Below are 23606 nucleotides of genomic sequence, written 5' to 3'. Positions count from 1 at the left end.
CTTCCGCGCGGCCGCGTCGTCCCGAGCGGCCGCGCGCCGTTTAACCCCCATCCACCGAAGGAACCATCATGATCGAACTGCATACGAACCACGGCGTCATCAAGCTCGAACTCGACGAGGCGAAGGCGCCGAAGACGGTCGAGAACTTCCTCAACTACGTGAAGAAGGGCCACTACGACGGCACGGTCTTCCACCGCGTGATCAACGGCTTCATGATCCAGGGCGGCGGCTTCGAGCCGGGCCTGAAGCAAAAGCCGACCGACGCGCCGATCGCGAACGAAGCGAACAACGGCCTGAAGAACGACACGTACACGATCGCGATGGCGCGCACGAACGATCCGCACTCGGCGACCGCGCAGTTCTTCATCAACGTGAACGACAACGACTTCCTGAACCACTCGTCGCCGACGCCGCAGGGCTGGGGCTACGCGGTGTTCGGCAAGGTCGTCGAAGGCCAGGACGTCGTCGACAAGATCAAGGCCGTCAAGACGGGCAGCAAGGGCTTCCATCAGGACGTGCCGAACGACGACGTCGTGATCGAGAAGGCCGTCGTGGTCTGAACCTGGCGCGACGAGGCACCGGAATGTTGCAGGAAACGCCGCCGCGAAGCGTCTTTGCGGGCGTGCCGGGCGAACGCGGGCTCGCGCACGCGGCTCGCCCGTTCCTGTTCGTCTCCGATCTGCATTTGAGCGAAGCGATTCCGCGCACGGTCGCGGCGTTCGAGCACTTCGTGCGCGTGACGGCCGACAGCGCGGATTCGGTATTCATCCTCGGCGACTTGTTCGAATACTGGATCGGCGACGACGTCCTCGACCACGATCCGTTCGCCGCGCGAATGGCCGCGCTGCTGCGCACGTTCTCCGAGCGCGGCATCGCGCTTTACGTGATGCGCGGCAATCGCGACTTCCTGCTCGGCAAGCGTTTCATGAAAGCGGCGGGCGCGCTCTTCATTCCAGATCCGTCCGTCGTCGTCGCGTTCGGCAACCGCATCGCGCTCGCGCACGGCGATGCGCAGTGCACGGCCGACCGCGGCTATCAATGGTTTCGCCGCTTCGCGCGCAACGGCCTCGCGCAGCGGCTCTTTCTCGCGTGGCCGTTCGCGTGGCGCCGCGCGCTCGCCGAGCGGATGCGCGCGTCGAGCGAATCCGGCCGGATGCGCCCCGCATCGCCGCGCTATGACGTGACGCGCAAGGGCATCGCCGCGCTATTCAAACGCAGCGGCGCGCGCACGATCATCCACGGCCACACGCACAAGCCGGCGCGGCACGTCGAGGCGGGCGGCGTGCGCTGGGTATTGCCCGACTGGGAACTCGACCACGCGCCGCACCGCGGCGGCTACCTGTGCGTCGACGCACAAGGGATACGCGCGCTGCCGCTCGATTGAGCATCGGGCACGTTCGAGACGGACGAGCGGGCAGCGCGGCTTCCGGCTGCCCCGCGAACTCGGTCGTGCCGCGCCGAGCGAACCCGGCGCGCCCCCATGCTCCACGCTCATTGGATTCCTGACGAGCGATGCGGCGAACCTTCGCGCCGCGCGCGACGGCAGGTTCGCGTCGCTTTGATCAGCTTTCGCGCGATGCCGCTCGGTGTCGGCTCGAATATGACGATGCATCGCAAACGGACCGCGCGCGGCGATATCCGATGCGAGGCATGCCGCGCGCAGCGCATCCTGCGCCCGCCCGACTCAGCGCCCGGCCGTCTTCCCGTCGAGCGCCCCGCCCTCGAACGCCGCGGAAAGTCGGCGCAAATCGAGCCGCGCGCCGTCCGCGCCCTGCAATGCATCCAGATGCGCGCCCAGCCGCTCGAGCGCGGCGACGATTTCGTCGACGCGCTGCGCCTCCTTCGCCGCATGATCGATGAGGCCGTGGACCGCGAGCGACATCGGATCGTCGGCGTTCGGCGTGATCCCGTACGCGCAGAACGCCGCGCGCTCGGGCGCGCGCTTCGCGTCGGCCGGCATCACGACCCGCGCCGGGTTGCCGACCGCGGTGCCGCCCACCGGCACCGGTTTCACGACGACCGCGTTCGAGCCGATCTTCGCGCCCGCGCCGACCGTGAAGCCGCCCAGCACCTTCGCGCCGGCTCCGACGATCACGCCGCGCTCGAGCGTCGGGTGACGCTTCGCGCCGCGCGTGAGCGACGTGCCGCCGAGCGTCACGCCCTGGTAAATCGTGCAGTCGTCGCCGACGACGGCCGTTTCGCCGATCACGACGCCCATCCCATGATCGATGAACACGCGCCGGCCGAGCGTCGCGCCCGGGTGGATCTCGATGCCGGTCAGGAAGCGGCCGACCTGCGACACGAACCGGCCGAGCCAGCGCCAGCCCGAGCGCCAGCACGCGTGCGCGAGCCTGTGGAACACGAGCGCATGCAGCCCCGGATAGCACGTGAGTGTTTCCCAGGCGCTGCGGGCGGCGGGATCTCGCTCGCGGATCGTGGCGACGTCTTCGCGAAGTCTCGTGAACATGATGGTGACGATGGAAGGAGGAAACCCGGCGCGCGGCCGCCGGGCGGAGCCGTTATCGCTTTGACAGCTTTGCTTATGACGTTCGGACGATTGTAGATCGGCCGCCGCGAGTGCGCAGCAGGCGCCGCGTTCTCCCTGCCGCGATCACGGATATAGCGCGCCGGCGGCAGACCGGCGCACGCCGCTACTCGCCTCGCCCGGCGCCGATGCCGGAATCGTCCGCGTCGACCGCGTCGCCGGCCTCGCCCGCTTCGCCTTCGCCGTCGCCCGAGGCGCCCGCACGCGCTTGCGCGCCGCCCGAATTCAGCAGGATGTGCTTCGCGATCCCGCGGACGATGTTCACCTCCTCGCGTTCGAGCCCCGTGCGCGCAAAGAGCCGCCGCAGCCGCGGCATCAGCTTCTTCGGATTGCGCGGATCGAGGAAGTCGAGCGCGATCAGCGCATTTTCCAGATGCACGAACATTCGCTCGATCTCGTCGCTCTGCGCGAGCGTGCCGAGCGCGGCGTCCCGCGGCGCGGCCGATGCGTCGCCTTCGAGCAGCGCGACGCGCAACTCGTACGCGAGCACCTGCACCGCCTGCGCGAGATTGAGCGAGCTGTACGCGGGATTCGCCGGAATATGCGCGAGCGCGCTGCAGCGCTCGACCTGCTCGTTCGACAGGCCCGTGCGCTCGTTGCCGAACACGAACGCGATGTCGCCGGTATGCACGTGCCGGAGGGCACTCGCGGCGGCCGCGCGGGGCGCGAGCCGCGGCGGCCCGTATTCGCGCGACCGCGCGGTGAGCGCGATCGACCACTGCACGCCGTTCAGCGCATCGGCAAGCGTCGGCACGACATGCGCGGACGCGAGCACGTCGTCGGCGCCGCTCGCCATCGCGAGCGCTTCCGGATCGCTCTGCACGTGCGGCACGCGCGGCGCGACGAGCACGAGGCGCGAAAAACCCATTGTCTTCAGCGCGCGCGCCGCCGCGCCGACGTTGCCGGGGTGACTCGGCTCGACGAGCACGAAGCGCGTCGACGTGAATCCGCCGCGTGCGGCGCGCGCCGGACGGGATGTGGCCGCGCCGGCGGACGGCGCGGACGGTTTCTGCTGAGATTCCAAGACTTTCATTTGACTGATCGGGATGCCGGTATGGTATCGCCAACTCGCCGACAAACCCACTCGTCCGAATGGCCAGCCGAACCGTGCACGCGATCGTTTCACAAAAAACCGCCGCGAGTCGGGTAAAATTACGTCCTTGCCCGCGGCGCCCGCACTGTTCGGCCCGCCCCCGCTCTTTGCCAATTCGTCTTTCGTCGGCGAAACGCCCGCCTGCCGCCACGTGCGCGCCCGGGCGCGTCTCGCTGGTTCGATCACCACTCGTGGCGGCCTTGCGCCGCCGGCTTCAGGATTCAGGCTCATGCATCCCATGCTCAACATCGCTGTCAAGGCTGCTCGCCGCGCCGGACAGATCATCAATCGCGCATCGCTCGACCTCGACCTGATCGAGATCCGCAAGAAACAGCAGAACGATTTCGTGACGGAAGTCGACAAGGCGGCGGAAGACTCGATCATCGAAACACTGAAGACCGCCTACCCCGATCACGCGATCCTCGCCGAGGAATCCGGCGAATCGGGCAACGAATCCGAATTCCAGTGGATCATCGATCCGCTCGACGGCACGACGAACTTCATTCACGGCTTTCCGTACTACTGCGTGTCGATCGCGCTCGCGCACAAGGGCGTCGTCACGCAGGCCGTGGTCTACGATCCGAACCACAACGACCTCTTCACGGCGACGCGCGGCCGCGGTGCATTCCTGAACGATCGGCGCATCCGCGTCGGCCGACGCGACCGCCTCGCCGACGCGCTGATCGGCACAGGCTTCCCGTTCCGCGAGAAAGACGGCCTCGACGCATATTCACGCCTTTTCACCGAGATGACGCAAGCGTGCACCGGGCTACGCCGCCCGGGCGCAGCCGCGCTCGACCTCGCCAACGTCGCGGCGGGCCGCCTCGACGGATTCTTCGAGCAGGGCATCAACGTCTGGGACGTCGCCGCGGGCAGCTTGCTCGTCACCGAGGCGGGCGGCCTCGTCGGCAACTACACGGGCGATTCGGACTTCCTGCATCGGCGCGAGATCGTTGCCGCGAACCCGAAGATCTACGCGCAGATGATCCCGATCCTGAGCCGCTACACGCACACGCGGCCGGCCGAGGAATGAGCAGCGGCCGCACCGAAGGCGCGTGACGCCAAGTCGCTTCGGCGGCGAGATCGGCGGCCCGCGGCGCCTCGAGCGCCGCGGGCCGTTTCGCTTTCAGGCCGGCTCGAACGAGCCGGCTCGCATCGCGGATGACGCTTTCCGCTTTACGACGTCGCGGTGAAACGTACCGCAGCGCGCTTCATCGCGACGAAAAAGGCGGCCGGCGGGCCACATCGCGACGCGAACGACGGCCATCACACTTGCGCCGCCTGCTTCGCCGGCCTCCATTACCGAACGGCAAAGCCTCCCATCGACGTGCCCGGCTGGCAATTGCTCGCGTAGATGTAGAGTTGCTTGCCCATCACAAATGCCGACGTGATGAGCGGATACACATCCTTGTTTCCGTTCAAGTACGACAGGGTGCCGACCGTCACCTCCATGACCCCGTTCTTGTCGATGAAGAGCTTGCTGATCGTGCCCGACGTGCACAACGTATCGGCGTGCGCGTACGACGAAGCCAAAAGCATTGCGGAAACGACAGCGGCGAGAGTCTTTTTCATTTCATTCTCCTAAATAAAAAAATGACGCTTCGATTGAAACACTGACTGCATGCATACACTCTTGCACTACACACTCAACTCCACCAACACTTCAACACTCGAGCATTCGTCGCGGATCGATGCGCGACAGAGTTCGGCCTGTACGGATCGCGGGCGCTCGATCGCATCGCGTCGGCCGCAGCGCGCACCGGATACACATCCGTCGAATTCGAAATAAACGGGCGCGGCATGACATCCCACCCGATTCGGTGGACGCACCGTGAATTGCAATGGATTCAAGCGCCGAGATTCATGGCAGTGCCGAATCCGCGATCGGCACGGCCTGCATCGGCAATCGAAAAATCACGAATCCGTCATCGTCGCGCGACCGCGTGCGAAGCGCCACGCCGCGCGCACTCGTATCGAGCCCACCCGCTGCAAAGCCGACAAGATTCGACGAGACATCATGGCCCCTTTTTTTTCGCGGGATATTGCCGACGCGCGCGAAATCGCCGCATCGTTCGATTAATCATTTTCCCGCTACTTCCCCGACTTCCACGATGCCGCATCGTTTCGACTCGAACGAGTCAATCGGCGGACATCGGCATTTCAATCAATGATCATCCGGCAGAGATACTCGGGTGGAGATACCCGACAACGCCGTATGCTGATTTCTTCTCGGTCAACACTGTACGGCCATCGTCAATCCGGCGTGTCGACGTGCTGTTTTCGTCACTTCGTCGCACACGCCTGATAGCAATCGCGCATTTCCGGATTCTTTTTATTTCTGCGCTCGACGGAGACTATTACCACTCCTCCAACAAAACCAATGGTATTAATTTATCCGCCCCTTCAATCAATAGCATTCGCCATGCATCGATAACAAAATAGACAATATAAACACCATCATACAATCATATTCTTACATCGGGAATGAATCAATAAACAATGCAGCACCGAATTCAGCACGCTCGGCATCAATTTTGCCTTTTAATTCGCGTTCCAATTATTGTTCGCGATCGCGTTCGAATACGGGCATTGAATCTCCGCGGTGTCGACGCGTCGCCCGCCTGCCGCCGCCCTACGCTCGGATGCGCGACGATCGCTCGACATCGCGGTTCGATCCGCGTCGACGCGCGGCTGAAACGGTCCCAACGGTTTCGATTGTCGATGGGTCGGCGTCGAATTCGAACGTCGACGGCGTCCGGCGAATGAACCGTGACGATGCTCGTCAAACCCGCGCATGTTCAACACCGAATTTTCTTTCGTTCGAGGCGACGGCCGGCGCGCCACGAAACGCCGCACTCGCCCGCGATCAAGCCGCACGATGCGCACGAATCGGCGCTGCCCGAACACGTTGGCCATCCGGCCGGCTTCGCGCAGCGCTACGACAAGGTAAACTCTCACCCAATTCCGCATACGCAGACAGATATTCGCAAGATGGCCACCCAAATCGATGCCTCCCCCGACGCAGCGGCAGCGGCCGCCGCGCAGCACACGCCGATGATGCAGAGGTCTTTCCGCCTTATCTGAAAAGGCGTAGGTCAGAAAGCTACGCCAAAACCTACTCCTGCCCTTTTTGGGGATCGACTGTTCCCGCCCCAAAACGGTCCTCGGACGTTGACGAAGAGGTGGCCTCACTCGTTCGGACAGTTTTCTGAGATTTTTAAGTGGAACGTCCGAGGCAATCATGCTGCCGATTTGATCGCAGGCAGCGTCGCGAAGTATGCCTCATCCGGCGTCCGATCCGCCAGGCTCGAATGGGGCCGTTTTCGGTTGTACAGCTCGATGTAGTCGCCGATGGAGCGCCGGGCATGGCTGACCGACTCGTAAGCTCGCAGGTAAACCTCTTCGTACTTGACGCTGCGCCACACGCGTTCGACGAACACGTTGTCGCGCCAGGCCCCTTTACCGTCCATCGACAGCCGCACGCCTCGACCCAGTACGGCCTCGGTGAACGCGCCCGCCGTGAACTGGCTGCCCTGATCGGTGTTCACAATGTCCGGCAGCCCGTAGCGCGCGAACGCTTCCTCGAGCGCCTCGACGGCGTGCACTGCTTCCAGCGTGATCGCCACCCGGTGCGAGAGCACCTTGCGACTTGACCAATCCACTACTGCCGTCAGGTACACGAAGCCTCGCGCCATCGGAATGTATGTCGTGTCCAGTGCCCACGCCTGATTGGCCCGGGCGATTTTCATGCCGCGCAGCAGGTACGGCCAGATCTTGTGCTGCGCATTGCGTCGGCTCGTGTTCGGCTTGCAGTACAGCGCTTCCACGCCCATGCGTTTCATCAGCGTGCGCACGCGGCGGCGGCCGACCTCATAGCCTTCCCGGCGCAACAGACGCGCCAGCATCCGCGCTCCGGCAAACGGAAACTCCATGTGCAGTTCGTCGATCCGCCGCATCAGCAACTGGTCCGCCTCGCTCACTGGCTGCGCCCGGTAATACGCGCTCGATCTCGCGATGCCAACCAGTCGCGTCTGTCGCGAAACCGGCAGCGCATGCGTACGGTCAATCATCGCTTTGCGCTCAGCAGTCCGGCTTTGCCGAGCGCTCCTGACAAAAAATCGTTCTCCAGCGTCAACTGTCCGATTTTCGCGTGCAGCGTTTTCACGTCCACCGGCGGCTCGTTCGACGGTGGAGCGGCCGCGCCGAACACATCCGCCGCACGCTCCTGCAGTTGCCGCTTCCACTCCGTGATCTGGTTCGGGTGCACATCGAACTGCTGCGCCAGTTCGGCCAGCGTGCGCTCGCCCTTGACCGCCGCCAGGGCCACTTTCGCTTTGAACGCCGCTGAGTGCGTCCGTCGGGTTCTCTTCGTCATCTTTCCGGTTCCTTTGCCTGCATTATCGCTGGCTCAGGCCCCGGGCATTCCACTTACCCGACTGTCCGAATTTGCGCGGCCACCTCTCAATGCGGCGCGGCGGGGGTTAGGAACGCACCCAGCGGGTGTGGAGACACCGCCTCCTCAATCTGGAGGTGACGAAAGAGCGTTCGTCGTTGCCAATCCAATGACCCGTTGCGGGATGGAACCGACGTCTAAACGTCGTAGCTCCTACGAATGTCAACGACGCTTGATGGCCGCATTCGGCCGTCCGATGCCCCGGAGCGGCCATTTGCATACACCACCGCCCTCGGTCAGATAGCCCAAGGCGCATACGGCCGCAGCGCGTCAACCGTCTGTACGAGACCTTGGCTGGCCATCGTGTCGAGATAGTCTGCCACTGACTTCGGCGGACTCCTCATCGACTTGCGATGTCGCGCGACCGCCTCCATCACCTTGTGCTTGTTCAAGTCCCACAAGTCGACGATAAAGTCGTCGGGATGCTGCGCCGACACGTTGTACTTTGCGACCCGCTCCTTGGGAAAATCCTTGATGTTCATCGTGACGATGAGTTCCGCCCCAGCATGCATGGCCGCCGCGACGACATGACGGTCGTCAGGGTCGGGCAACTCGATCACCTCGATCAGATGCTCATAGTTTTCAACTTTCGCGTCGCGAACATGCATGTCCATCAGTTCCCGCGTACGCTGGATCGCCTCGGGTTTCAGGTCGGTTCGCTTCGCGAGCAAATTCCTAGTCCACTCGTCATGAATCATATCGGTCCAACGCGCGCGGTACAGGTCCGTCAGCGCGAGATGCATCAACAAGTCGCGCAACGGAGCCGGATATAGGACGCACGCATCGTAGACAACGGTAAAGTTCGACGACATCCAATCAATATCCCATTCCAAGTTCTTGCGCCTGGGCCGTCAGTTCAGCTAGCGCGTCGAGACGGTTCGCATCGATCTTGTTTTTGTACTGAATCAGATCCAGATACATCACGCGTCGATGCGTATTTACCTTCCGGAATGGGATCTCGCCCTGCTCAAGAAGTTGAACTAGGTACGGACGCGAGACATTCAGAAGGTCGGCGGCTTGCTGGGTCGTCAATTCGGCATGGATTGGAATGATCGACACTGCGTTGCCATTTCCGATCTGATGGAGGATCTCGTCTAGCAGCCTCAATGCCGAGGTCGGGAGCGTGACCGTATGCGTATCCCCCTTCTCGTCCTTGAAATCAAACTGCTGAGTCTCGGCGTGGCTGTTCACGACCGTGACCAAATTCCGCCGAGACTCGCGCGCGAGCTCGGCCTCGTGTTCGGACGGGAGGACCGCAGGAGTGACAGTGGTGTTCATGATCTATCTCGGTGATGTCAAGCAAAGTGCCGACATCATAAATCGAAATATTCGAAACTGCAACCAACTCGAAATATCCGAAACAGAAGGTAGGTGCCCCTCATATCCGCCGATCATAAAAAGGGAATGAACATGCGGCCGGCGGCGCTGCGACCCAATCGCGATGCAGGAGCGGCGACGACTCTCAACACTCCAAGCAAGGGACAAGAACTGACCGAATGGCTAAGATCGCACCGGCGCACAAGGGCCACTGGTAAACTCGCGCGTCCAAAGTAACTTTCTGCCGGTCCCATGAAAACTCCGTCGTCGACCGACGTCCTCGCAGGCCATACGCCAGTGATGCAGCAGTACCTGCGACTTATTTTACAAGGCTCGGCGCACAAAACTACGCCAAGACCTACGCTCGCCCTCTTTTGGATCGGCCGTTACCGACCCGTTTGAGTCAGTCGGAAGCGCCAAAAGCGGTCAGACCAAGAAGCTTACTCTTGTACGCGCACTCAAGAGTCGTTACCTATAATGAAACCGCACAAACCGAGAAGTAGCAGCGAACGCTTGACCTCGACCGGACATTAATAAAAACTGGGGGATGAAATGTTTCGATTTGCTTCCTTAGTTTTTGCAATTATCTTTCTTTGTGGTTCACTCGGGGGCTGCGGTATCAATGCGGTAATTCGGAAGGCGCAGGCTGACGGTGCGCTTTTGACTGCCGCTCAGCCAATTTCCCTGAAGAACGTATATGGCGACCTAAGTGACATGCAAAAAAAAGCGGTGATCCCGGCGACGAATGACGCTAAGGGGAGCCCGGTGCCTGCACATTTCGATGATCCCATCGCCGACCATCACAAACGGGACTATGTGGGCGCAGTGCTGGCTGATTCGGCCCAAAAATGCGATGCGTTTATCGGCTCGCTTTCGGCCGGGCAGCGAGCCAACGACGCGGCGTTCGACATCGTTACGACTGCCTTGAATGCGATGGCGACGGCGTTTACGCCCGTCAATACTATCCATGCATTGACCGCTGGTGCGACATTTACGTCTGGCACGCGATTGGCGATCGACACCGACGTCTATGCAAAGGAAACTGCTCAATTGATTGCTCAAGCGGTCGATGACACTTATTACAAGCAATACGCGACGTATGCCGCAACGCTGAGCCAGCAAGACGAAATCAAAATCATTCCGTCAGTCGAGGTCGCGAAGATAAAGGCCTTCCACAAGGATTGCTCGCTAGATCGAGCTTTGGTTCATATATTCGGCAATCAGACCAAGGGCCCCTCACCCAAGCCTCCAATGTCCGTCTCCGACCTTAAGGTGGGCACGTTGCCTGCGCTGGCAGACGGGACGGTGTACGTCATCGAGAAATTGCCGGGGGATGGCACTGTCACGTACGCGACATATCAACCCGGTAGCGGTAAGCCGTCAGCCGATCAGTCTGCGCCTGCGGATCTATTCCTGAAAGCTATCTCGGGTCAATAGAGTCACGCCCCTTTGCCGTTCACTTGTAAGCGCGAATTTAACCCCACCTAGAATCGAAAGCTGAACGAGCGCAGGCTTGCGTCCGCAACTACAACTTGCGGACGCAACCGATGACACAGAACGAAGTTGATTTCCTGCCACTGCGGGTGACCGGCGTGACCGCGACGGGCAAGCGCAGGTTTGACGCCGAGGGTAAGCGCAAGCTGATTGAAGCCTGCCTGCAGCCGGGCGCGTCAATTGCCGGACTGGCGTTGAAGGCGGGTGTGAACGCGAACCAGCTGCATAAGTGGATTCAATTGCGCGAACGCGCGAATGCTGCTGTGACGGCGTGCGTCGAGCCCTTGCCATCGGCATTCGTGCCGGTCGTTCCGATCAACGAGGTGGCACCGGTGCGCACGAACCCCGAGCCGGTGAACGTACGGCGAACGTCACACAGGTACGAAGCGGCGAAGGCAATGACGCCGGCGCGACTATCAGCGCAGTTGCCCAACGGCGTAACGCTACAGCTCGAATGCGCCGCACACGATGGCGCTCTCGTGAAGGCGATGATCGAAGCGTTGGGGGCACGCTGATGTTCCGCTTCGACGCGGACCTGCAGATCTACCTGCACCGCGAGCCCATCGACTTCCGCGCCGGCATCAACAGCCTCGTCGCGCTGGTCGAGCAGTCGATGCTGCTCGATCCGCTTGCGCGAGCCGTCTTCGCGTTCCACAACCGCAAACGCGATCGCGTGAAGCTTCTGCTGTATGACCGGGCCGGATTCTGGCTCCTATTGAAACGCCTCGAGGCCGACCGTTTCGTTTGGCCCCGCCGTCAGCAAGCCGTGATCGAACTGACGGCCGAGCAGCTTCACCTGCTGCTCGACGGCGTCGATATCGACGCCGTGCGCCGCCACCCAGCGCGGCAGTACTGCCACACGAACTGAAGCAGGGTATCGCCGCTGTTGCCAGTAAACAACGGCGGCTTTAGCTGTTACAAATTCGCGTAAACCTATTTGGCTCTGCGTTTCGCTATCGTTGAGCGCATGTCCCCTCCCAATCTCCCCCGACTTCCGCGCACCGCCAAGGCCTATATCCACAAGCTGGAGGAGCGGGTGGCGGCCGATGCTCAGGTCATTGCCGAGCGTGACGCCAGGATCGACGAATTGACCAAGCGCCTGGATGCGCTGGAAGAGCAATATCGTCTCGCGTTGGCCCGACAGTACGCGCCGAAGAGCGAGAAGCGCCGCGACCGCGTGTTCAACGAGGCCGAAGAGGCAGCCCACGCTGAGCCGGCCGAGGAGGACGACGGCGAGCCGCTGACGTTGCCCGATACCGGGTTGCCGGAACCCGGCCAGCCTGAACCGCGCAAGCGTGGCCGCAAACCGCTGCCCGCGGACCTGCCGCGCGAGCGAATCGAGTACGACCTGCCCGAAGACCAGAAGATCTGCCCGTGCTGCAGCAAGGCAATGCATCGGATGGGCGAGGAAATCAGCGAACAGTTGCACATGCAGGTCAAGGTCTCGGTGCTGCAGCACGCGCGTTTCAAGTACGCGTGTCGGCACTGCGAGCGTCACGGCACGCACACACCGATCGTGGTCGCGCCGATGCCGGCGCAGCCCTTGCCGGGTAGTCACGCCAGTGCATCGATGATCGCCGCCGTCACGGCCGGCAAGTATGTCGACGGCACGCCGCTGTACCGGATGGAAGACGTGCTCGCACGCTCGAATATCGCAGTCAGCCGCGGTACGCTGGCGAACTGGATCATCCGCCCCGCCGAGCTTCACTACACGCGCCTGTTCAAGGCGCTCAAGAAGATTCTGCTCAGCCAGTGGCTGATTCACGGCGACGAGACCACCGTCCAGGTCCTGAAGGAGAACGGCCGAAACGCGCAGGACAAGTCATACATGTGGGTCTACCGAAGCGCGGAGGATAGCGAGCAGCCGGTGGTGCTGTTTGAGTACCAGCCGGGGCGTGGCCAGCAGTACCCGAAGGAGTTCCTCGGAGACTACGCGGGCACGCTGATGACGGACGGCTGGCCTGCGTGGCGGACGGTCAAATCGGCCACGCACCTCGGATGCCTTGCGCATGGACGCCGGATGTTCACGGATGCGCTCAAGGGGCAGAAGAACAAACCGAGCCCCCGCATCACGAAGGCGCTCGAATTCTTCCAGGCGCTGTACCAGGTCGAGACGCTCGCCAAACAGACGTTGCCCGAAGGCGAGACGCTGGCCGATTACCGGTACCGCTTGCGCCAACAGCACAGCGTGCCGTTGCTAAACGCCTTCAAGAGTTGGCTCGACGAGCTCGCGCCGAAGGTTCTGCCCAAGAGCCTGCTAGGCGAGGCGATCGGCTACTGTCTCCGGCAATGGCCTTACCTGAGTCGCTATGTGGACGATGGCCGGTTTGCAATAGACAACAACGTCATCGAACGCGACATCAGGCCGTTTGCCACGGCGAGAAAGTCGTGGCTCTTCAGCGATACGGTCGACGGCGCGAAAGCGAGCGCGATGGTCTACAGCCTGATGCTCACGTGTCGAGCCTGTGGCGTCGATCCCCATGCCTATCTGCTGCACGTGCTGACCGAATTGCCGCAGCGCGCACCGGATGCCGATATTAGCGACCTGCTACCGTTCAACTTCGCTCGACAGCAAGCCGTTACCGGGTAACTCCGATCGCTACCGCGCTGGGCCGAAGTATTGGTCCCACTGTTCCGAATCGGGATCGAGTCGGCGCACAATCGCGTCGTCTGCCCGCGCGATCAACCGTTCCAGCATCTGGCGCTTCGTTACCGAGTAACGGCGAGCTAACCGCGTCAGAGCAAGATACGCTTCCGTGCTCATCCACATATCCAGACGTCGATCACCGTTGCCGTCCTTGCCTGCCGTCTCGCGCCTTGCCCGATAAGCCGCCTGCCGCTGCGCCGTCGTTTGCGTCATCTCGCATCTCCTTCGTTACCCGGTAACTATCGATTCGAAACATGTTACCCGGTAACACGTCACCTAACGACGTGTGGCGGATTTAGCGCTTACGTTCACTTCGCCAAGTGCACTGGTGCCAAGTGGGTGATGGTGTCCGCGTCTTCCTTCGACGGGCCCAGCGCGTAGCTTATCAATAGACGGTCGCCATGCGACCGCGAAGGGCCGTTCATGGCCGACTGCCGCCTGATTCCGTCGGCCGAACCCGACCCGGAACTACCATTCGGGTCACAGGGACGTCAATGGCCGATCTGAGAATCTCACGGTCATCCGCTGGGTCTGTCCGCGAACGTCTGACAGGAGTTCGTTATGTCTTCGATTGGCTTCTGACTAATCTGCTTGGGCCGGCTCCGCTTGCGGCAGCGCCTCCCAAAAAGCCTGCCGGCAGCGGGCGGTTGGCAAAAGGATTTCTATATAGCTGCAATGTCCAACCTATTTCGTCAGTCGTTCGATAATCTTCGAAGACGATTACACCGGAAATATGTCTCCATCGCGGAAAGAGCGGATTAAGACCCTCCTGAAACGCATCAAACGGATTCGGAAGGTTGTTGGCGTCAATGACCACGAGATATGGATTTCCGACCGTCCCTTGGAAATTCCGTGCTTTCTTCTTTGCTGAATTCAAATACCCCGAAAAGGGAGCTGTGTAACAGACCTTCACTCTTGGCGGAGCTTCTTTAGCCTCGGGGCCTGCAAGTGTTTGACTTAGCGTGAACAATTTAACCGCATCAGTGGGCCACCAGTCGGGTGTTTCCTCCTTCTCGCCGGCTGTGAAGATTTCGTGAGGGGCGCGGGCTATAGGTTTGCTTCTGAGGTGCCACGAGCTTTCCTCATTTATCATGTCCTCGCTCCCAATCGTATTCGCAGCATGATAAAGGCGGGTTCTTGTTTCTGGTGTGAGAATATCTAGCAAGTGCACCACTAGATCAAACGGTCTTGCAATGGAATGTAGGTGGCTCGCAATTTCTGTGGCTTGCTGAGATAGCTCGATATGTTTGGCCTTTTTTTGAGAGCGAGTGACTTCAACTTCTATTGGTTCATTCAGTATAGTCACGTTGAGATCATGAGTTTTTTCGTGAGTCCGCCCCACAGGCTCAACTGACGCTGCACCGACTCCTAACAACAAACTCGCAGCCTGAAGCTCGGAGAAGTCGTCTATATTCAATTCGCCCTGTAATGAGAAGGGTTTTGCGAAGCGGGAAAGGAATGGTGTTCGAGAAAAGGCATTGGGTTCAATGAAGGTTAGCGGAAGCCCCCACCTTATCGCGCTATGCGCAGAAAATTTTTGATCTATCGCCGACAAAACTACGGAGTTTTCCGAGAGAAATCGTTCAAGAGCAAGCAGACAGGATCGGGCGGGCTCGCTAGTGACAAAGAGAGGCGCGTTCTCAAGTATGTCGTAAATGTCCATGGGGCTTCTCGATTGGTAAAGGAAGTGGGTATTACCTCGCGATCGTTCGGAGATCGCATACGAACACACATAATCGGACCCATATAGATTCATTTCCGACGGTCGAGGAGGAATATGTTATCTCATCGAGCCGGCAGCCCAGCGGCTAGCGAAAGAGAATCTGATGCTCGAGCAAAGGAGACGCTGGAATGTCATCTGGAGAACTCGGCCGAACGACCGTAGGTGGCCGCATTCGGCCGCCCGATGCCAACCCGGAGCGGCCATTTGCATACACCACCGCCCTCGGTCAGATACCTTACCAGTGTTTACGGAGGCGACGGAAGTGATGCAGCCAGGCATGCGTGCGCTCGACGACCCAGCGATATTTGCCAAGGCCGCTGCCATGTTCGGTACGGCGCTTGGCGATCACGGGCTCGATACTGCGATCGCGCAACGCGCGTCGATGTCGCTCGGAGTCGTAACCGCGATCGGCGTAGACCACACGCGGTCTCTGCAATGGGTGGCCACGCAATCCACGAATCGGCGGAATCGCGTCGATCAGCGGCAGCAACTGCGTGACGTCGTTGACGTTCGCGCCGGTCAGGATCGCGGCGAGCGGGGTGCCGTTGGCGTCGGTGACGATGTGGTGCTTGGAACCGGGTCGCGCACGATCGGTAGGGTTTGGCCCAGTTTTTGGCCCGCCCCAACGGCACGGATCGAGGATGAATCGATCGCAGCTCGAGAGAAGTCGATCTGGTCTGCTGCTCGCAGCTTCGCAAGAAGCAGCTCGTGCAAGCGATCCCATACGTCTGCGGCCTGCCAGTCGCGTAACCGTCGCCAACATGTCACGCCCGAGCCGCAACCCATCTCGGCAGGCAGGTCGCGCCAGCACAGTCCGGTCTTGAGGACAAACAGGATGCCAGTCAACGCAGCGCGATTCGAAACCGGCAGGCGCCCTGGGTTCTTCTCGCGCCGCGGCTTGGGTCGCGGCAGCAGCGGTTCGATCAGTGTCCACAATTCGTCGTCGATGATCGGCTTGGCCATCTCCTCGGTCTCGGTTGTTCCGATGCCTGAGGTTAACAGCTCGCCGCGAAAGTTAACAGCCCCAGGGGCCCTTTTTGAAACCGTCTCTTACGGATTAGCTTCCGGTGATGCACACGCGCTTGATCTCGGCAGTTCATGCACAAAAGCGTCGTAACGCTGCTGCGGCTCAAACTTCGAATTAGCCTCAGCACTCATCAAAGCGTTGACAATATCAGTAGCACAAAGCCGCACGAGTTCGACCCGACGAATCGGATTTTCGCTCCTATGTTCATCAGAATTCGCACAAACTCCCCCAATTGGTCTTTGAATTGGTCGTGCAGCCCAAGCTAGGTACATCCCGTGCAAACACTTGTCTGCACTGATAAAGAGAGTCTGAAGCCTTCTCAATAAAATAGTTGGATCAGATGCGGAATTGTTTGAATGGCTTTCATTGTATGGCGCAACTCCTTTTGCGAGCTGGATGTTTGCGTAGAGGCTCGTCCCGAAATCTGATACGGCTTGCTCGTATTCCCGATTCTTATCTCTGATTTCCTGCGTGGAAATTGTATTTGTCAGCGCGTCATATAGACGATAGCTTCGTATCTCAAGTAGGTAGATTGATTGGATAAGATGCTCAGTACCCACTCTGTAGATTTCTAGTTGCCTGGCCTTCAGTTCAGCCCGCTGATCTTTATGCTCTCGCCATTGCGAATAAATTCCACCAAATACTACGGTTAGAATGAAGCCAATAATGAGAAGTATCGCTGGATGACGAAAAAAACGATCGAGCGGCGACCGGCGTTTTGCTGGCCCCCGCCAGCGTCTATTGGACCAAGTTCCCATTCCTCCGCTCCACAAAGGCAGCTATTGGTATCGAAGTAGGGCCCCGGTTAGCTCGCCAATCAAGCATTCTTAGACAAAGCCAGCCGCGCTTGTGCCAGATGCCAAATCGACACAGCGATGGGGTTCGAAGGGACAGAGCAACTGGTGGCCCCCCCCTTAAGCAACTTTGTAGTGTCATCGGCCACTTTTTTCAGCTCCGATGTACCGGAGCTAACTGCCCGTCTCGTGGTTCGGGGAATGGAACGAGTGCCGAAAACCATGTGCAACAAACCCTTTCCGCACCATGCTACTGCACGCAGAGCGCACTATCCGCGGGCTTTGCCCCAAGCATCGTCGCAAACATATTCTTCCGAAGGCACCGAAATCTGCGCCGGCGTATATCGCACCAAAGATCGATAGGTGATCCTTTGGGACGCACATTCGATCGATGACGAAGTACAACGATCCCCGAGCGCAACGAGCCATCATGCCGTGCTGATAGAGGATAACGAAGACGACACGTCAGCGCCGGGCACGGACGGCTCGGACGTCACACAACTGTCAACTCTGACAGGTGTCGTGGCTGCACAACCTTAACAACCGCATCTACCGTACTCGATGGTAAATTTGCACGCAAATTTGCACGAGGGGGCCAAGTGGCAAAGCGCGCGATTATTTGCGTCGGCGATACGACGACACACGGCGGCAAGGTAATCGAAGGCTCGCCGACCTTCACGCTCGACGGGCGCGGCGTCGCCGGCGTCGGCCATAAGGTACTTTGCCCGCGCTGCAAGGGCATCTTCCCGATCCTCCCCGATCTGCTCGGCCGCCGCTACCCGCACACGATCGGCGACCGTGACACCGCCGTCGAGGGCATGCGCACGGCGTGCGGCGCGGAGCTGATCGCGTCGCAGGGAACCGGGACGATCGACGACGTCGGCGCGGGCGAACGCGGGGACGGCGGCTCGCCCGGCGGATCGGCGGCCGCAGCGGCGGCCGCGGTCGCCCCTTCCCCCGCCCTTTGCCTCGAATGCCTGAAGGCGGCGGCCAAGAACGCCGCGACGATGGTCGCGCGCGGATGACCATGACGCCGTCGGCCATCGAAGCACATTTCGACGCGCGCCGTTCGCCAATCACGCTGCCCGTGCGACTCTTCGCGGTGGTCGACGCGCTGCTCTTCGCCGAAGCCTCGGACGCCCCGCCGCTGCGCCGCGCGAACTACTCGATCGCGCTTTTCGACGGCACGCCCGACGCGTCGCTCGCCGATCACGGCCCTTGGCTGATCGATTACGCACTCGCGCCGGGGCCGATCCGGCGCGTGCTCGCCGAGCTGGCGGCCGGGCCGGTCGGCATGTCGTGGCTTGTCAGCGCGTATCCGTTCGAGCGGCTGGCCGCCGAATTGCGCGAGCGCCTCGACGTGCGGCTCCCGGACGGCCGCACGGCGCTGTTCCGCTTCTACGACGCGCGCATCCTGCCCGACATCGCGCGCGTGATGAGCGACGCGCAGCGCACGCAATTCTTCGTCGCGACGTACGACTGGCTCGTCGAGGTCGACGGGCGGCTGACCGGAGTGCATCCGCATGCTTGAACTGACCACGGAACAGGTCGCCGGACTGGCGGAGATCGACGAGCGCGGCTTCGTCGAACGCGTTCGGCAGGATCTCGTGAAGGAGAATCCGGCGTTTGCCGATGACGACGGCTTGTCGTCGCGGCTATGGACCGCGTATCGCGCCGCGCGCGCATTCGGCATCGAGCAGGACGAGAACATCGTCGCGTTCCTGAGGCTCGAGGCGTACGCGCCGAGCTTCTACGAGAAGCCCGCGACGAAGGCTTGGTTCACGCGCCCCGGCCGTTCGGCCGACGCGCGCTTTCATGATTATCTACGCGTCATCAAATGGCGCATCGAACATCCGGACGGAGGGCTGGAACATGGCGGGATTGGTGTTTCCGGTGATAGAAGCGGCGGCGGTGGAGCTTGGACCGATCTTGGCGCGCGCTGGCGTCGCCTTGTTGGGCGGGGCGACGGTGGCGGGAACGGCGAGTCTGTCGGGTGACACGCCGAAGGAAGACAGCAAGGCGACGCCGGATGTCAGGGCATTACCGCGCACGGGGGAAAGCTGCAAGAAATGTCCTCCCGAACAAACGGGCCTTCCTGTACGCCGCCGCTATCGGATGAATCGCGAGCCTCGAGAGTACCAAGGAAGAATCACTGGCCGTCCTTACAGCATCGAGGAAGGGTGGAGCGAAGAATGGAACTGGTGCAGCGTCGACTTCGATGGCTTTCGGAGCGACGAATGTCTGCTACAGGAAGCAAAGGGGAACTATGACCAGTTCTTCAGCCGCAGTACAAAGAAGCCTTTCAGGTGGTTCAAGGGACTCAGTAAGATCACTCGCGAGATCGAGGTACGAGCGATGGCGATACACGCGAACCCGCCGACGAAGCTAAAGTACTATTTCCAAACACCGCTCACGATGTCCTATTTTCGGACCACGCTTGCGGAAAATGGCATTCCTTTCGTTGTTACTGGTTGAACATGAAAATTACGTCCCGATTCAGAGATCCTCTGCACGACGCGGCTGATTTACCCGTGGTTTTCGAACAACTCGGAGCAGTTGCAAAGGCAATTCACCTACATGCACCTACTCTATCGACATGGTACTTGACCGGCGATACGAAAGAGGAAGCACACCTTTACCCCGCCTTCGAAAACTGGAAGCCGACCACACCCGCGCTGGCTGTCCTGAGGACGGAGTTTTCGGATGCGCCCCATCAGCCGCAAATCATATCGCTTTGGGATGGTGGTGACGACGAGAGTACCGGCGCAACTCTGACCTTTCTCGTCGCCACAAAGGAGCGCCCGAAGAAGATTGAAGTAGATTCCAATGACGAGTCCGTATTTAGCGTCGACCAAGCAATCGATATCGTCAGAGACATCACTCAACTGACGTCCCCGGCTTACGTCACCGTCGAGCCGTTCGGATATGTCGACAAGCAGGTTTTCGACGACAAGCCCGGCGTCGGCTGGATGCTCTACTTGCCGAAGGTTATTACGCAACAGCAGGTTCCCGAGGCCCGAGCGCTGATTCCCGTACCCGCCAAAGGCAAACAGACCGGCACGATCATCGTCAGCGTCACGGACGCCCCGTTCTCGATCGACAATCCCGAGCACGTCGCGATCGCGAACCGCATTGAGATCCGGCTCGTCGATCAAGACCTGCTCCCCGCCTACGTCGATATCTGAACAAGCCGGCGCGATTGCCGCGCCGGCTGCACGCGTCAAAACAATCCGACCGGCTCGGCTGAATCGTCCCAACTGAAAATGATCAGCTCGCGCCGCTCGACGCCCTTCCCGCCGCCTATCGTGTACTGAATCGGCACGCTCTCGATGTGGAAGCCGGCGAACACGCGCCGGATCTCCGGATGGTCGTTGAGGCTGACGATCGCGCGCCCCTTGATCGATCGCAGCCGCTCGGCCATCTTCTCGTATTCCACGAACGGAAACGCAACGCCGTACCCTTCCGTCTCGAAGTACGGCGGATCGAGATAGAACAGCGTGTGCGGCCGGTCGTAACGATCGATGCAGGTCGCCCAATCGAGCCGCTCGATGTATGCATTCGCAAGGCGAATGTGCGCCGCCGATAGCTCCTCCTCGATGCGCAGCAGATTCAACCCAGGCGGATGCTCCGTTCGTGTCCCGAACGTCTGCCCTTCGAGCTTCCCGCCAAAGCAACTTTTCTGAAGGTAGTAGAACCGTGCCGCACGCTGGATATCGGTGAGCGTTTCCGGGACCGTGTGCTTGAGCCATTCGAACACCTGCCGGCTCGTCAGCGCCCATTTGAACTGACGCACGAACTCTTCGAGGTGGTGCTGAACGACGCGATACAGGTTCACCAGCTCGCCGTTGATGTCGTTGATCACCTCGACCTTGGCCGGCGGTCGCATGAAGTAAAGCGCAGCCCCGCCCGCAAACACTTCGACGTAGCAATCGTGCTTCGGAAAACGCGGAATGATGTGATCTGCAAGGCGACGCTTGCCGCCGATCCACGGAATAATCGGATTTGCCATGGTGAAAGCCGTTTTTAAACTTGGTGTAGAATCCGGCCCGCCTACCGGTAGGTAGCAGGGCCTTGGCCGATTCACTGGCACAGACAGTGGAAAGGCGACCGGCATGCGTGTTCCCGCACGCGCGCCGGTCGCCCTGTTTCTCGTTACTTCTTGTCTTCGCAGCTCGGCGTTTCGGGCCGAACCGCACACACATAGCCCTGTAGGGCCGTCAGTTTGTCGATCTCGCGCTGATCGTCCCCAGCGACTGCAAAAACGCGTTCCGCAACCGCTGCGTCGACGTCTGCGAAGGCGGCGGCACCATCGCCCATGCCGGCGGCGCTGGAAGCGCCGGACATGCCGTCGCGATCGGCTGCCGTGCAGTTTCGGACGGCGACGCGCAGCCGCTCAGTGCCAGCGGCAAGAGCAGCCCGCAGGCTGCGATTCTCGGCTTCATGCTCGTTCCTCTCCTTCGTGGTTCGTTGGTCGACGGCGGCCACCGCCGACGCCGCCGCATCGTGCGCGGCGATCGCACGCTGTTCGGCGTCGAGCGCCGCGTGCGAGATCGCGTCCAACGCCTCGGCGTGCCGTTGCGCATCGAGCGCTCGCGCGACCTGCTCGTCGGCAAGCCGGCGTGCGCCGATCAGGTGTTCAATCCCAGCGCCAGCCGCCATGCCAAGCAGCGCGGCCAACAGATACGGGGTTGCTTTCGGCATCACAGCCCCCGCTCACAGATCGCGCGCTCTTCCGCGCGCCGCTTCACCAAGCCGGGCAACTCCCGGCCCCGCGCCGTCACCCATTGCGGGCGACCGTCGTCGGACTCGTTGATCGCGCGGCATGCGCCGCGCAGGTCGCCCACGTTGAAGCGCTTCGCCGTCGTGCTGGCGCAGTAGGCGTTCGCGCCGACGTTGTATGCAAAGCTCACGGCCGCCGCGAGCTGATACGGACGATCCTTCAGCCCCGGCGTGCAACGCAGCACGGGTTCGGCGTGCGCAATCAGTTGCGTTTCGAGTGACGCGCGGCACTCGGCCTCGCTGTACACCCTGCCGACGACGACGTCGCGCGTGTCGCCCATGCACTTCGTCGGAATAGCGACCGGGTCGAGATAGCCCACCAGCTTGACGCCCTCGAACTTCGGCACGACCACCGTCAGCACACCCGCCGAGATCGCGCCGACGACGCCGGCAAGCGTCTTCTTCGGCACCTTAACCATGCTTGCCACCTCGACGCCCCTTGTTCTTGATCATGTAGTAGCACTGAAGGCAGATGTAGCCGCCCGTCAGAATCGACACGAGCAGCGACGCCCACCAGTTCGCGTCGTGCCCCGATGCCCACAGCCACAGCGACGACGCAACCGGCGGGGCGCTCTTCGCAGCGCTCGCCGCAATTTCGCTTTTCACAGTGATTGACTCCACAAATAGAAAGAGCCGCTCCGGTTGCCCGTGAGCGGCTCTGCTGTATGCCCTGCGTCCGCGTTACGGCTGCGGCGCGGGGATGACGAGATTGATCTTCTTCGCCTGCTTCTTGCCGTGTCCGGCCTTCGCCTTACCCTTGTTGCCGGCGTTCAGCACGACTTCCGTCTCCCAACTACGCCCGGCGTACTCGTGCGTCACCGACTCGACGAGGAAATCGCCGTCCGCATCGCGCTTGAAACCCTTCAGCGTCACGGTTTTCTCTGCTGACACATCGGCGCGGCCGAGCATCCGCAAGCGGCTCGTGGCCGTGTGCCGGTTCAGCTTCGCCAGTCGCGCGGACGCCGCGGCCTTCGCCGCCTGCGGACTGGCAAATGCGTGCCGCTCGGTATGGATCGCTGCAGCGCCCGGCGGTGCATCCGGATTCGGGATCACGAGATCGATCTTCTTGCCCGACTTCGCGTCATGCACCTTCGTGCGCACGGCTGCGAAGCTCGCGCGATCCGGAAACGCAATCTCGTAGTCGATCAGTTGCTCCGGCGCGAGCACGAGCGCCGGCAGCACCTTGCCGCTCGTGCTCTTGCCGCCGCCGATCGGTGTGACGATCAGCTTGCCGGCCTTCACGGTCGCCGTCGCCCCGTACTGCCGCGCGATCCGCGTGACGAAGTGCAGGTCGCTTTCGCCGAACTGATCCGCACGCGGCACGACCACGTCGATCGAGCATGCAGCCGCCCACTTGTTGCGCCGGGCGATGTCGCCGACGACGTCGGCGAGCTTCGCGTTCGACCAACTGCCGTAGCGGTGCGTCTTCGACGTCGCCCGCAGATTCGCCGGCCGCCCCCGGATCGCCACCGTCGCAGGCGGCCCGCGCAACACGATCTCGTCGATCGCGTACTCGCCGAGCAACGACAGCCCTTGCCCTTCCCAACCGAGCGAGATCTTCAGCGTCGCGCCCTTCGGCGGGAAGCGGATCACGCCGTCGCGGTCGTCGAGCTCGATCTCGCACTCGTCCGCCTCGAGGCCGGGCTTGTCCGTCGTCCGGATCCGCAGCACGCGGTCCTGAATCGTGCGCGTGATGTCCGCGCCGTTCGCGATGATCTGGAATATCGCCTGCAT

General features: G+C 61.3%; 27 protein-coding genes and 2 pseudogenes. 14 read left to right on the top strand and 15 right to left on the bottom strand.

Features of this window, described 5'->3' with window-relative positions; translation table 11 throughout:
- Positions 1-68 precede the first annotated feature (68 nt).
- Together WS78_RS07040 and WS78_RS07035 are read left to right on the top strand one after the other, a co-directional pair.
- On the top strand, positions 69-560 hold the full coding sequence (locus tag WS78_RS07040; RefSeq protein ID WP_038750400.1) for a peptidylprolyl isomerase: 492 nt from the start codon (positions 69-71) through the stop codon (positions 558-560).
- A gap of 23 nt (positions 561-583) precedes the next feature.
- Positions 584-1384: a UDP-2,3-diacylglucosamine diphosphatase gene (locus tag WS78_RS07035; protein ID WP_038750403.1), complete on the top strand. Its 801-nt coding sequence runs from the start codon at positions 584-586 to the stop codon at positions 1382-1384.
- A gap of 300 nt (positions 1385-1684) precedes the next feature.
- Here WS78_RS07035 and cysE read toward each other — a convergent pair whose 3' ends face one another.
- Together cysE and WS78_RS07025 are read right to left on the bottom strand one after the other, a co-directional pair.
- Entirely contained in the window at positions 1685-2467 is a 783-nt protein-coding gene (cysE, locus tag WS78_RS07030; protein WP_059574469.1) for a serine O-acetyltransferase, read from the bottom strand.
- Positions 2468-2651: 184 nt separating this feature from the next.
- Positions 2652-3569 (bottom strand): RNA methyltransferase, encoded by a 918-nt coding sequence (locus tag WS78_RS07025; protein WP_059574467.1) that lies wholly within the window; start codon positions 3567-3569, stop codon positions 2652-2654.
- 298 nt (positions 3570-3867) lie between these two features.
- On the opposite strand from WS78_RS07025, the gene WS78_RS07015 reads away from it, so the two are divergent.
- Positions 3868-4671 (top strand): inositol monophosphatase family protein, encoded by an 804-nt coding sequence (locus WS78_RS07015; protein ID WP_038750411.1) that lies wholly within the window; start codon positions 3868-3870, stop codon positions 4669-4671.
- 266 nt (positions 4672-4937) lie between these two features.
- Here WS78_RS07015 and WS78_RS07010 read toward each other — a convergent pair whose 3' ends face one another.
- Entirely contained in the window at positions 4938-5210 is a 273-nt protein-coding gene (locus WS78_RS07010) for a hypothetical protein (RefSeq protein ID WP_038750414.1), read from the bottom strand.
- A gap of 269 nt (positions 5211-5479) precedes the next feature.
- Between WS78_RS07010 and WS78_RS35630 the strand changes: the two genes are divergently transcribed.
- Together WS78_RS35630 and WS78_RS38325 are read left to right on the top strand one after the other, a co-directional pair.
- A complete protein-coding gene (locus WS78_RS35630; protein WP_156437435.1) occupies positions 5480-5809 on the top strand; it encodes a hypothetical protein in 330 nt (109 codons plus the stop codon).
- A gap of 790 nt (positions 5810-6599) precedes the next feature.
- Positions 6600-6716 (top strand): annotated as a pseudogene (locus tag WS78_RS38325) (DNA mismatch repair protein); the annotation flags it as partial.
- A gap of 161 nt (positions 6717-6877) precedes the next feature.
- On the opposite strand, the gene WS78_RS07000 reads toward WS78_RS38325, so the two are convergent.
- The 3 genes from WS78_RS07000 to WS78_RS06990 all read right to left on the bottom strand — a co-directional run bounded on the left by WS78_RS07000 (position 6878) and on the right by WS78_RS06990 (position 9369).
- Positions 6878-8013 (bottom strand): IS3 family transposase gene (locus tag WS78_RS07000; protein ID WP_394335868.1). Its coding sequence is split into 2 segments (ribosomal slippage): positions 6878-7758 and positions 7758-8013, totalling 1137 coding nucleotides; the frame shifts between segments, so codons are not numbered across the junction.
- A gap of 314 nt (positions 8014-8327) precedes the next feature.
- Positions 8328-8903 (bottom strand): PIN domain-containing protein, encoded by a 576-nt coding sequence (locus WS78_RS06995; RefSeq protein ID WP_059576511.1) that lies wholly within the window; start codon positions 8901-8903, stop codon positions 8328-8330.
- A 4-nt stretch (positions 8904-8907) separates the two neighbouring features.
- A complete protein-coding gene (locus WS78_RS06990) occupies positions 8908-9369 on the bottom strand; it encodes an excisionase family DNA-binding protein (RefSeq protein WP_059576509.1) in 462 nt (153 codons plus the stop codon).
- 591 nt (positions 9370-9960) lie between these two features.
- Between WS78_RS06990 and WS78_RS06985 the strand changes: the two genes are divergently transcribed.
- The 4 genes from WS78_RS06985 (at position 9961) to tnpC (ending at position 13492) form a co-directional block, all read left to right on the top strand.
- Positions 9961-10845 carry a hypothetical protein gene (locus WS78_RS06985; protein WP_156437539.1) on the top strand — a complete coding sequence of 295 codons (885 nt, stop codon included), beginning with the start codon at positions 9961-9963 and terminating at the stop codon, positions 10843-10845.
- A gap of 110 nt (positions 10846-10955) precedes the next feature.
- Complete coding sequence (gene tnpA / locus WS78_RS06980) at positions 10956-11417, top strand: IS66-like element accessory protein TnpA (protein ID WP_059584105.1); 462 nt, start codon at positions 10956-10958, stop codon at positions 11415-11417.
- Positions 11417-11770 (top strand): IS66 family insertion sequence element accessory protein TnpB, encoded by a 354-nt coding sequence (gene tnpB, locus WS78_RS06975; RefSeq protein WP_059580646.1) that lies wholly within the window; start codon positions 11417-11419, stop codon positions 11768-11770. The genes tnpA and tnpB overlap by 1 nt, the downstream gene beginning before the upstream one ends.
- Before the next feature lie 99 nt (positions 11771-11869).
- Positions 11870-13492: an IS66 family transposase gene (gene tnpC / locus WS78_RS06970; protein ID WP_059670996.1), complete on the top strand. Its 1623-nt coding sequence runs from the start codon at positions 11870-11872 to the stop codon at positions 13490-13492.
- A 9-nt stretch (positions 13493-13501) separates the two neighbouring features.
- On the opposite strand, the gene WS78_RS06965 is transcribed toward tnpC, so the two are convergent.
- From WS78_RS06965 to WS78_RS35620, 4 genes and pseudogenes are all read right to left on the bottom strand, one after another.
- Positions 13502-13762, bottom strand: coding sequence for a hypothetical protein (locus WS78_RS06965; RefSeq protein WP_059574446.1), 261 nt, complete (start codon positions 13760-13762; stop codon positions 13502-13504).
- A gap of 346 nt (positions 13763-14108) precedes the next feature.
- On the bottom strand, positions 14109-15212 hold the full coding sequence (locus WS78_RS35625; RefSeq protein WP_156437553.1) for a hypothetical protein: 1104 nt from the start codon (positions 15210-15212) through the stop codon (positions 14109-14111).
- A gap of 295 nt (positions 15213-15507) precedes the next feature.
- Positions 15508-16235: pseudogene (locus tag WS78_RS06960) on the bottom strand (IS5 family transposase).
- Positions 16236-16322: 87 nt separating this feature from the next.
- Positions 16323-17057 carry a hypothetical protein gene (locus WS78_RS35620; protein WP_156437593.1) on the bottom strand — a complete coding sequence of 245 codons (735 nt, stop codon included), beginning with the start codon at positions 17055-17057 and terminating at the stop codon, positions 16323-16325.
- Between the two features lie 635 nt (positions 17058-17692).
- Here WS78_RS35620 and WS78_RS06955 point away from each other — a divergent pair.
- The 5 genes from WS78_RS06955 to WS78_RS35615 all read left to right on the top strand — a co-directional run bounded on the left by WS78_RS06955 (position 17693) and on the right by WS78_RS35615 (position 20278).
- The gene (locus WS78_RS06955) at positions 17693-18118 is read left to right on the top strand and encodes a PAAR domain-containing protein (protein ID WP_059584022.1); all 426 of its coding nucleotides are present in this window, start codon (positions 17693-17695) and stop codon (positions 18116-18118) included.
- 2 nt (positions 18119-18120) lie between these two features.
- The gene (locus tag WS78_RS06950; RefSeq protein WP_059671312.1) at positions 18121-18624 is read left to right on the top strand and encodes a DUF4123 domain-containing protein; all 504 of its coding nucleotides are present in this window, start codon (positions 18121-18123) and stop codon (positions 18622-18624) included.
- Positions 18617-19090, top strand: coding sequence for a hypothetical protein (locus tag WS78_RS36990; protein ID WP_059608718.1), 474 nt, complete (start codon positions 18617-18619; stop codon positions 19088-19090). Before WS78_RS06950 ends, WS78_RS36990 begins: the two co-directional genes overlap by 8 nt.
- The gene (locus WS78_RS06940) at positions 18975-19568 is read left to right on the top strand and encodes a restriction endonuclease fold toxin 5 domain-containing protein (protein WP_226377234.1); all 594 of its coding nucleotides are present in this window, start codon (positions 18975-18977) and stop codon (positions 19566-19568) included. The genes WS78_RS36990 and WS78_RS06940 overlap by 116 nt, the downstream gene beginning before the upstream one ends.
- A 128-nt stretch (positions 19569-19696) precedes the next feature.
- Positions 19697-20278, top strand: a complete 582-nt coding sequence (locus WS78_RS35615) for an immunity 52 family protein (protein ID WP_156437472.1) — start codon at positions 19697-19699, stop codon at positions 20276-20278.
- 35 nt (positions 20279-20313) lie between these two features.
- On the opposite strand, the gene WS78_RS06930 is transcribed toward WS78_RS35615, so the two are convergent.
- From WS78_RS06930 to WS78_RS06910, 5 genes are all read right to left on the bottom strand, one after another.
- The gene (locus tag WS78_RS06930; RefSeq protein WP_085701511.1) at positions 20314-21102 is read right to left on the bottom strand and encodes a DNA adenine methylase; all 789 of its coding nucleotides are present in this window, start codon (positions 21100-21102) and stop codon (positions 20314-20316) included.
- Between the two features lie 143 nt (positions 21103-21245).
- Positions 21246-21794: a lysis system i-spanin subunit Rz gene (locus WS78_RS06925; RefSeq protein ID WP_059584749.1), complete on the bottom strand. Its 549-nt coding sequence runs from the start codon at positions 21792-21794 to the stop codon at positions 21246-21248.
- Positions 21794-22291 (bottom strand): lysozyme, encoded by a 498-nt coding sequence (locus WS78_RS06920; protein ID WP_059584747.1) that lies wholly within the window; start codon positions 22289-22291, stop codon positions 21794-21796. The genes WS78_RS06925 and WS78_RS06920 overlap by 1 nt, the downstream gene beginning before the upstream one ends.
- Complete coding sequence (locus tag WS78_RS06915; protein WP_059584744.1) at positions 22284-22478, bottom strand: hypothetical protein; 195 nt, start codon at positions 22476-22478, stop codon at positions 22284-22286. Before WS78_RS06915 ends, WS78_RS06920 begins: the two co-directional genes overlap by 8 nt.
- Positions 22479-22553: 75 nt before the next feature.
- The gene (locus tag WS78_RS06910) at positions 22554-23606 is read right to left on the bottom strand and encodes a phage late control D family protein (RefSeq protein WP_059584742.1); all 1053 of its coding nucleotides are present in this window, start codon (positions 23604-23606) and stop codon (positions 22554-22556) included.

The organism is Burkholderia savannae (genome assembly GCF_001524445.2).
GTDB lineage: Bacteria > Pseudomonadota > Gammaproteobacteria > Burkholderiales > Burkholderiaceae > Burkholderia > Burkholderia savannae.
This window is presented reverse-complemented; position numbering and strand designations above follow the sequence as displayed.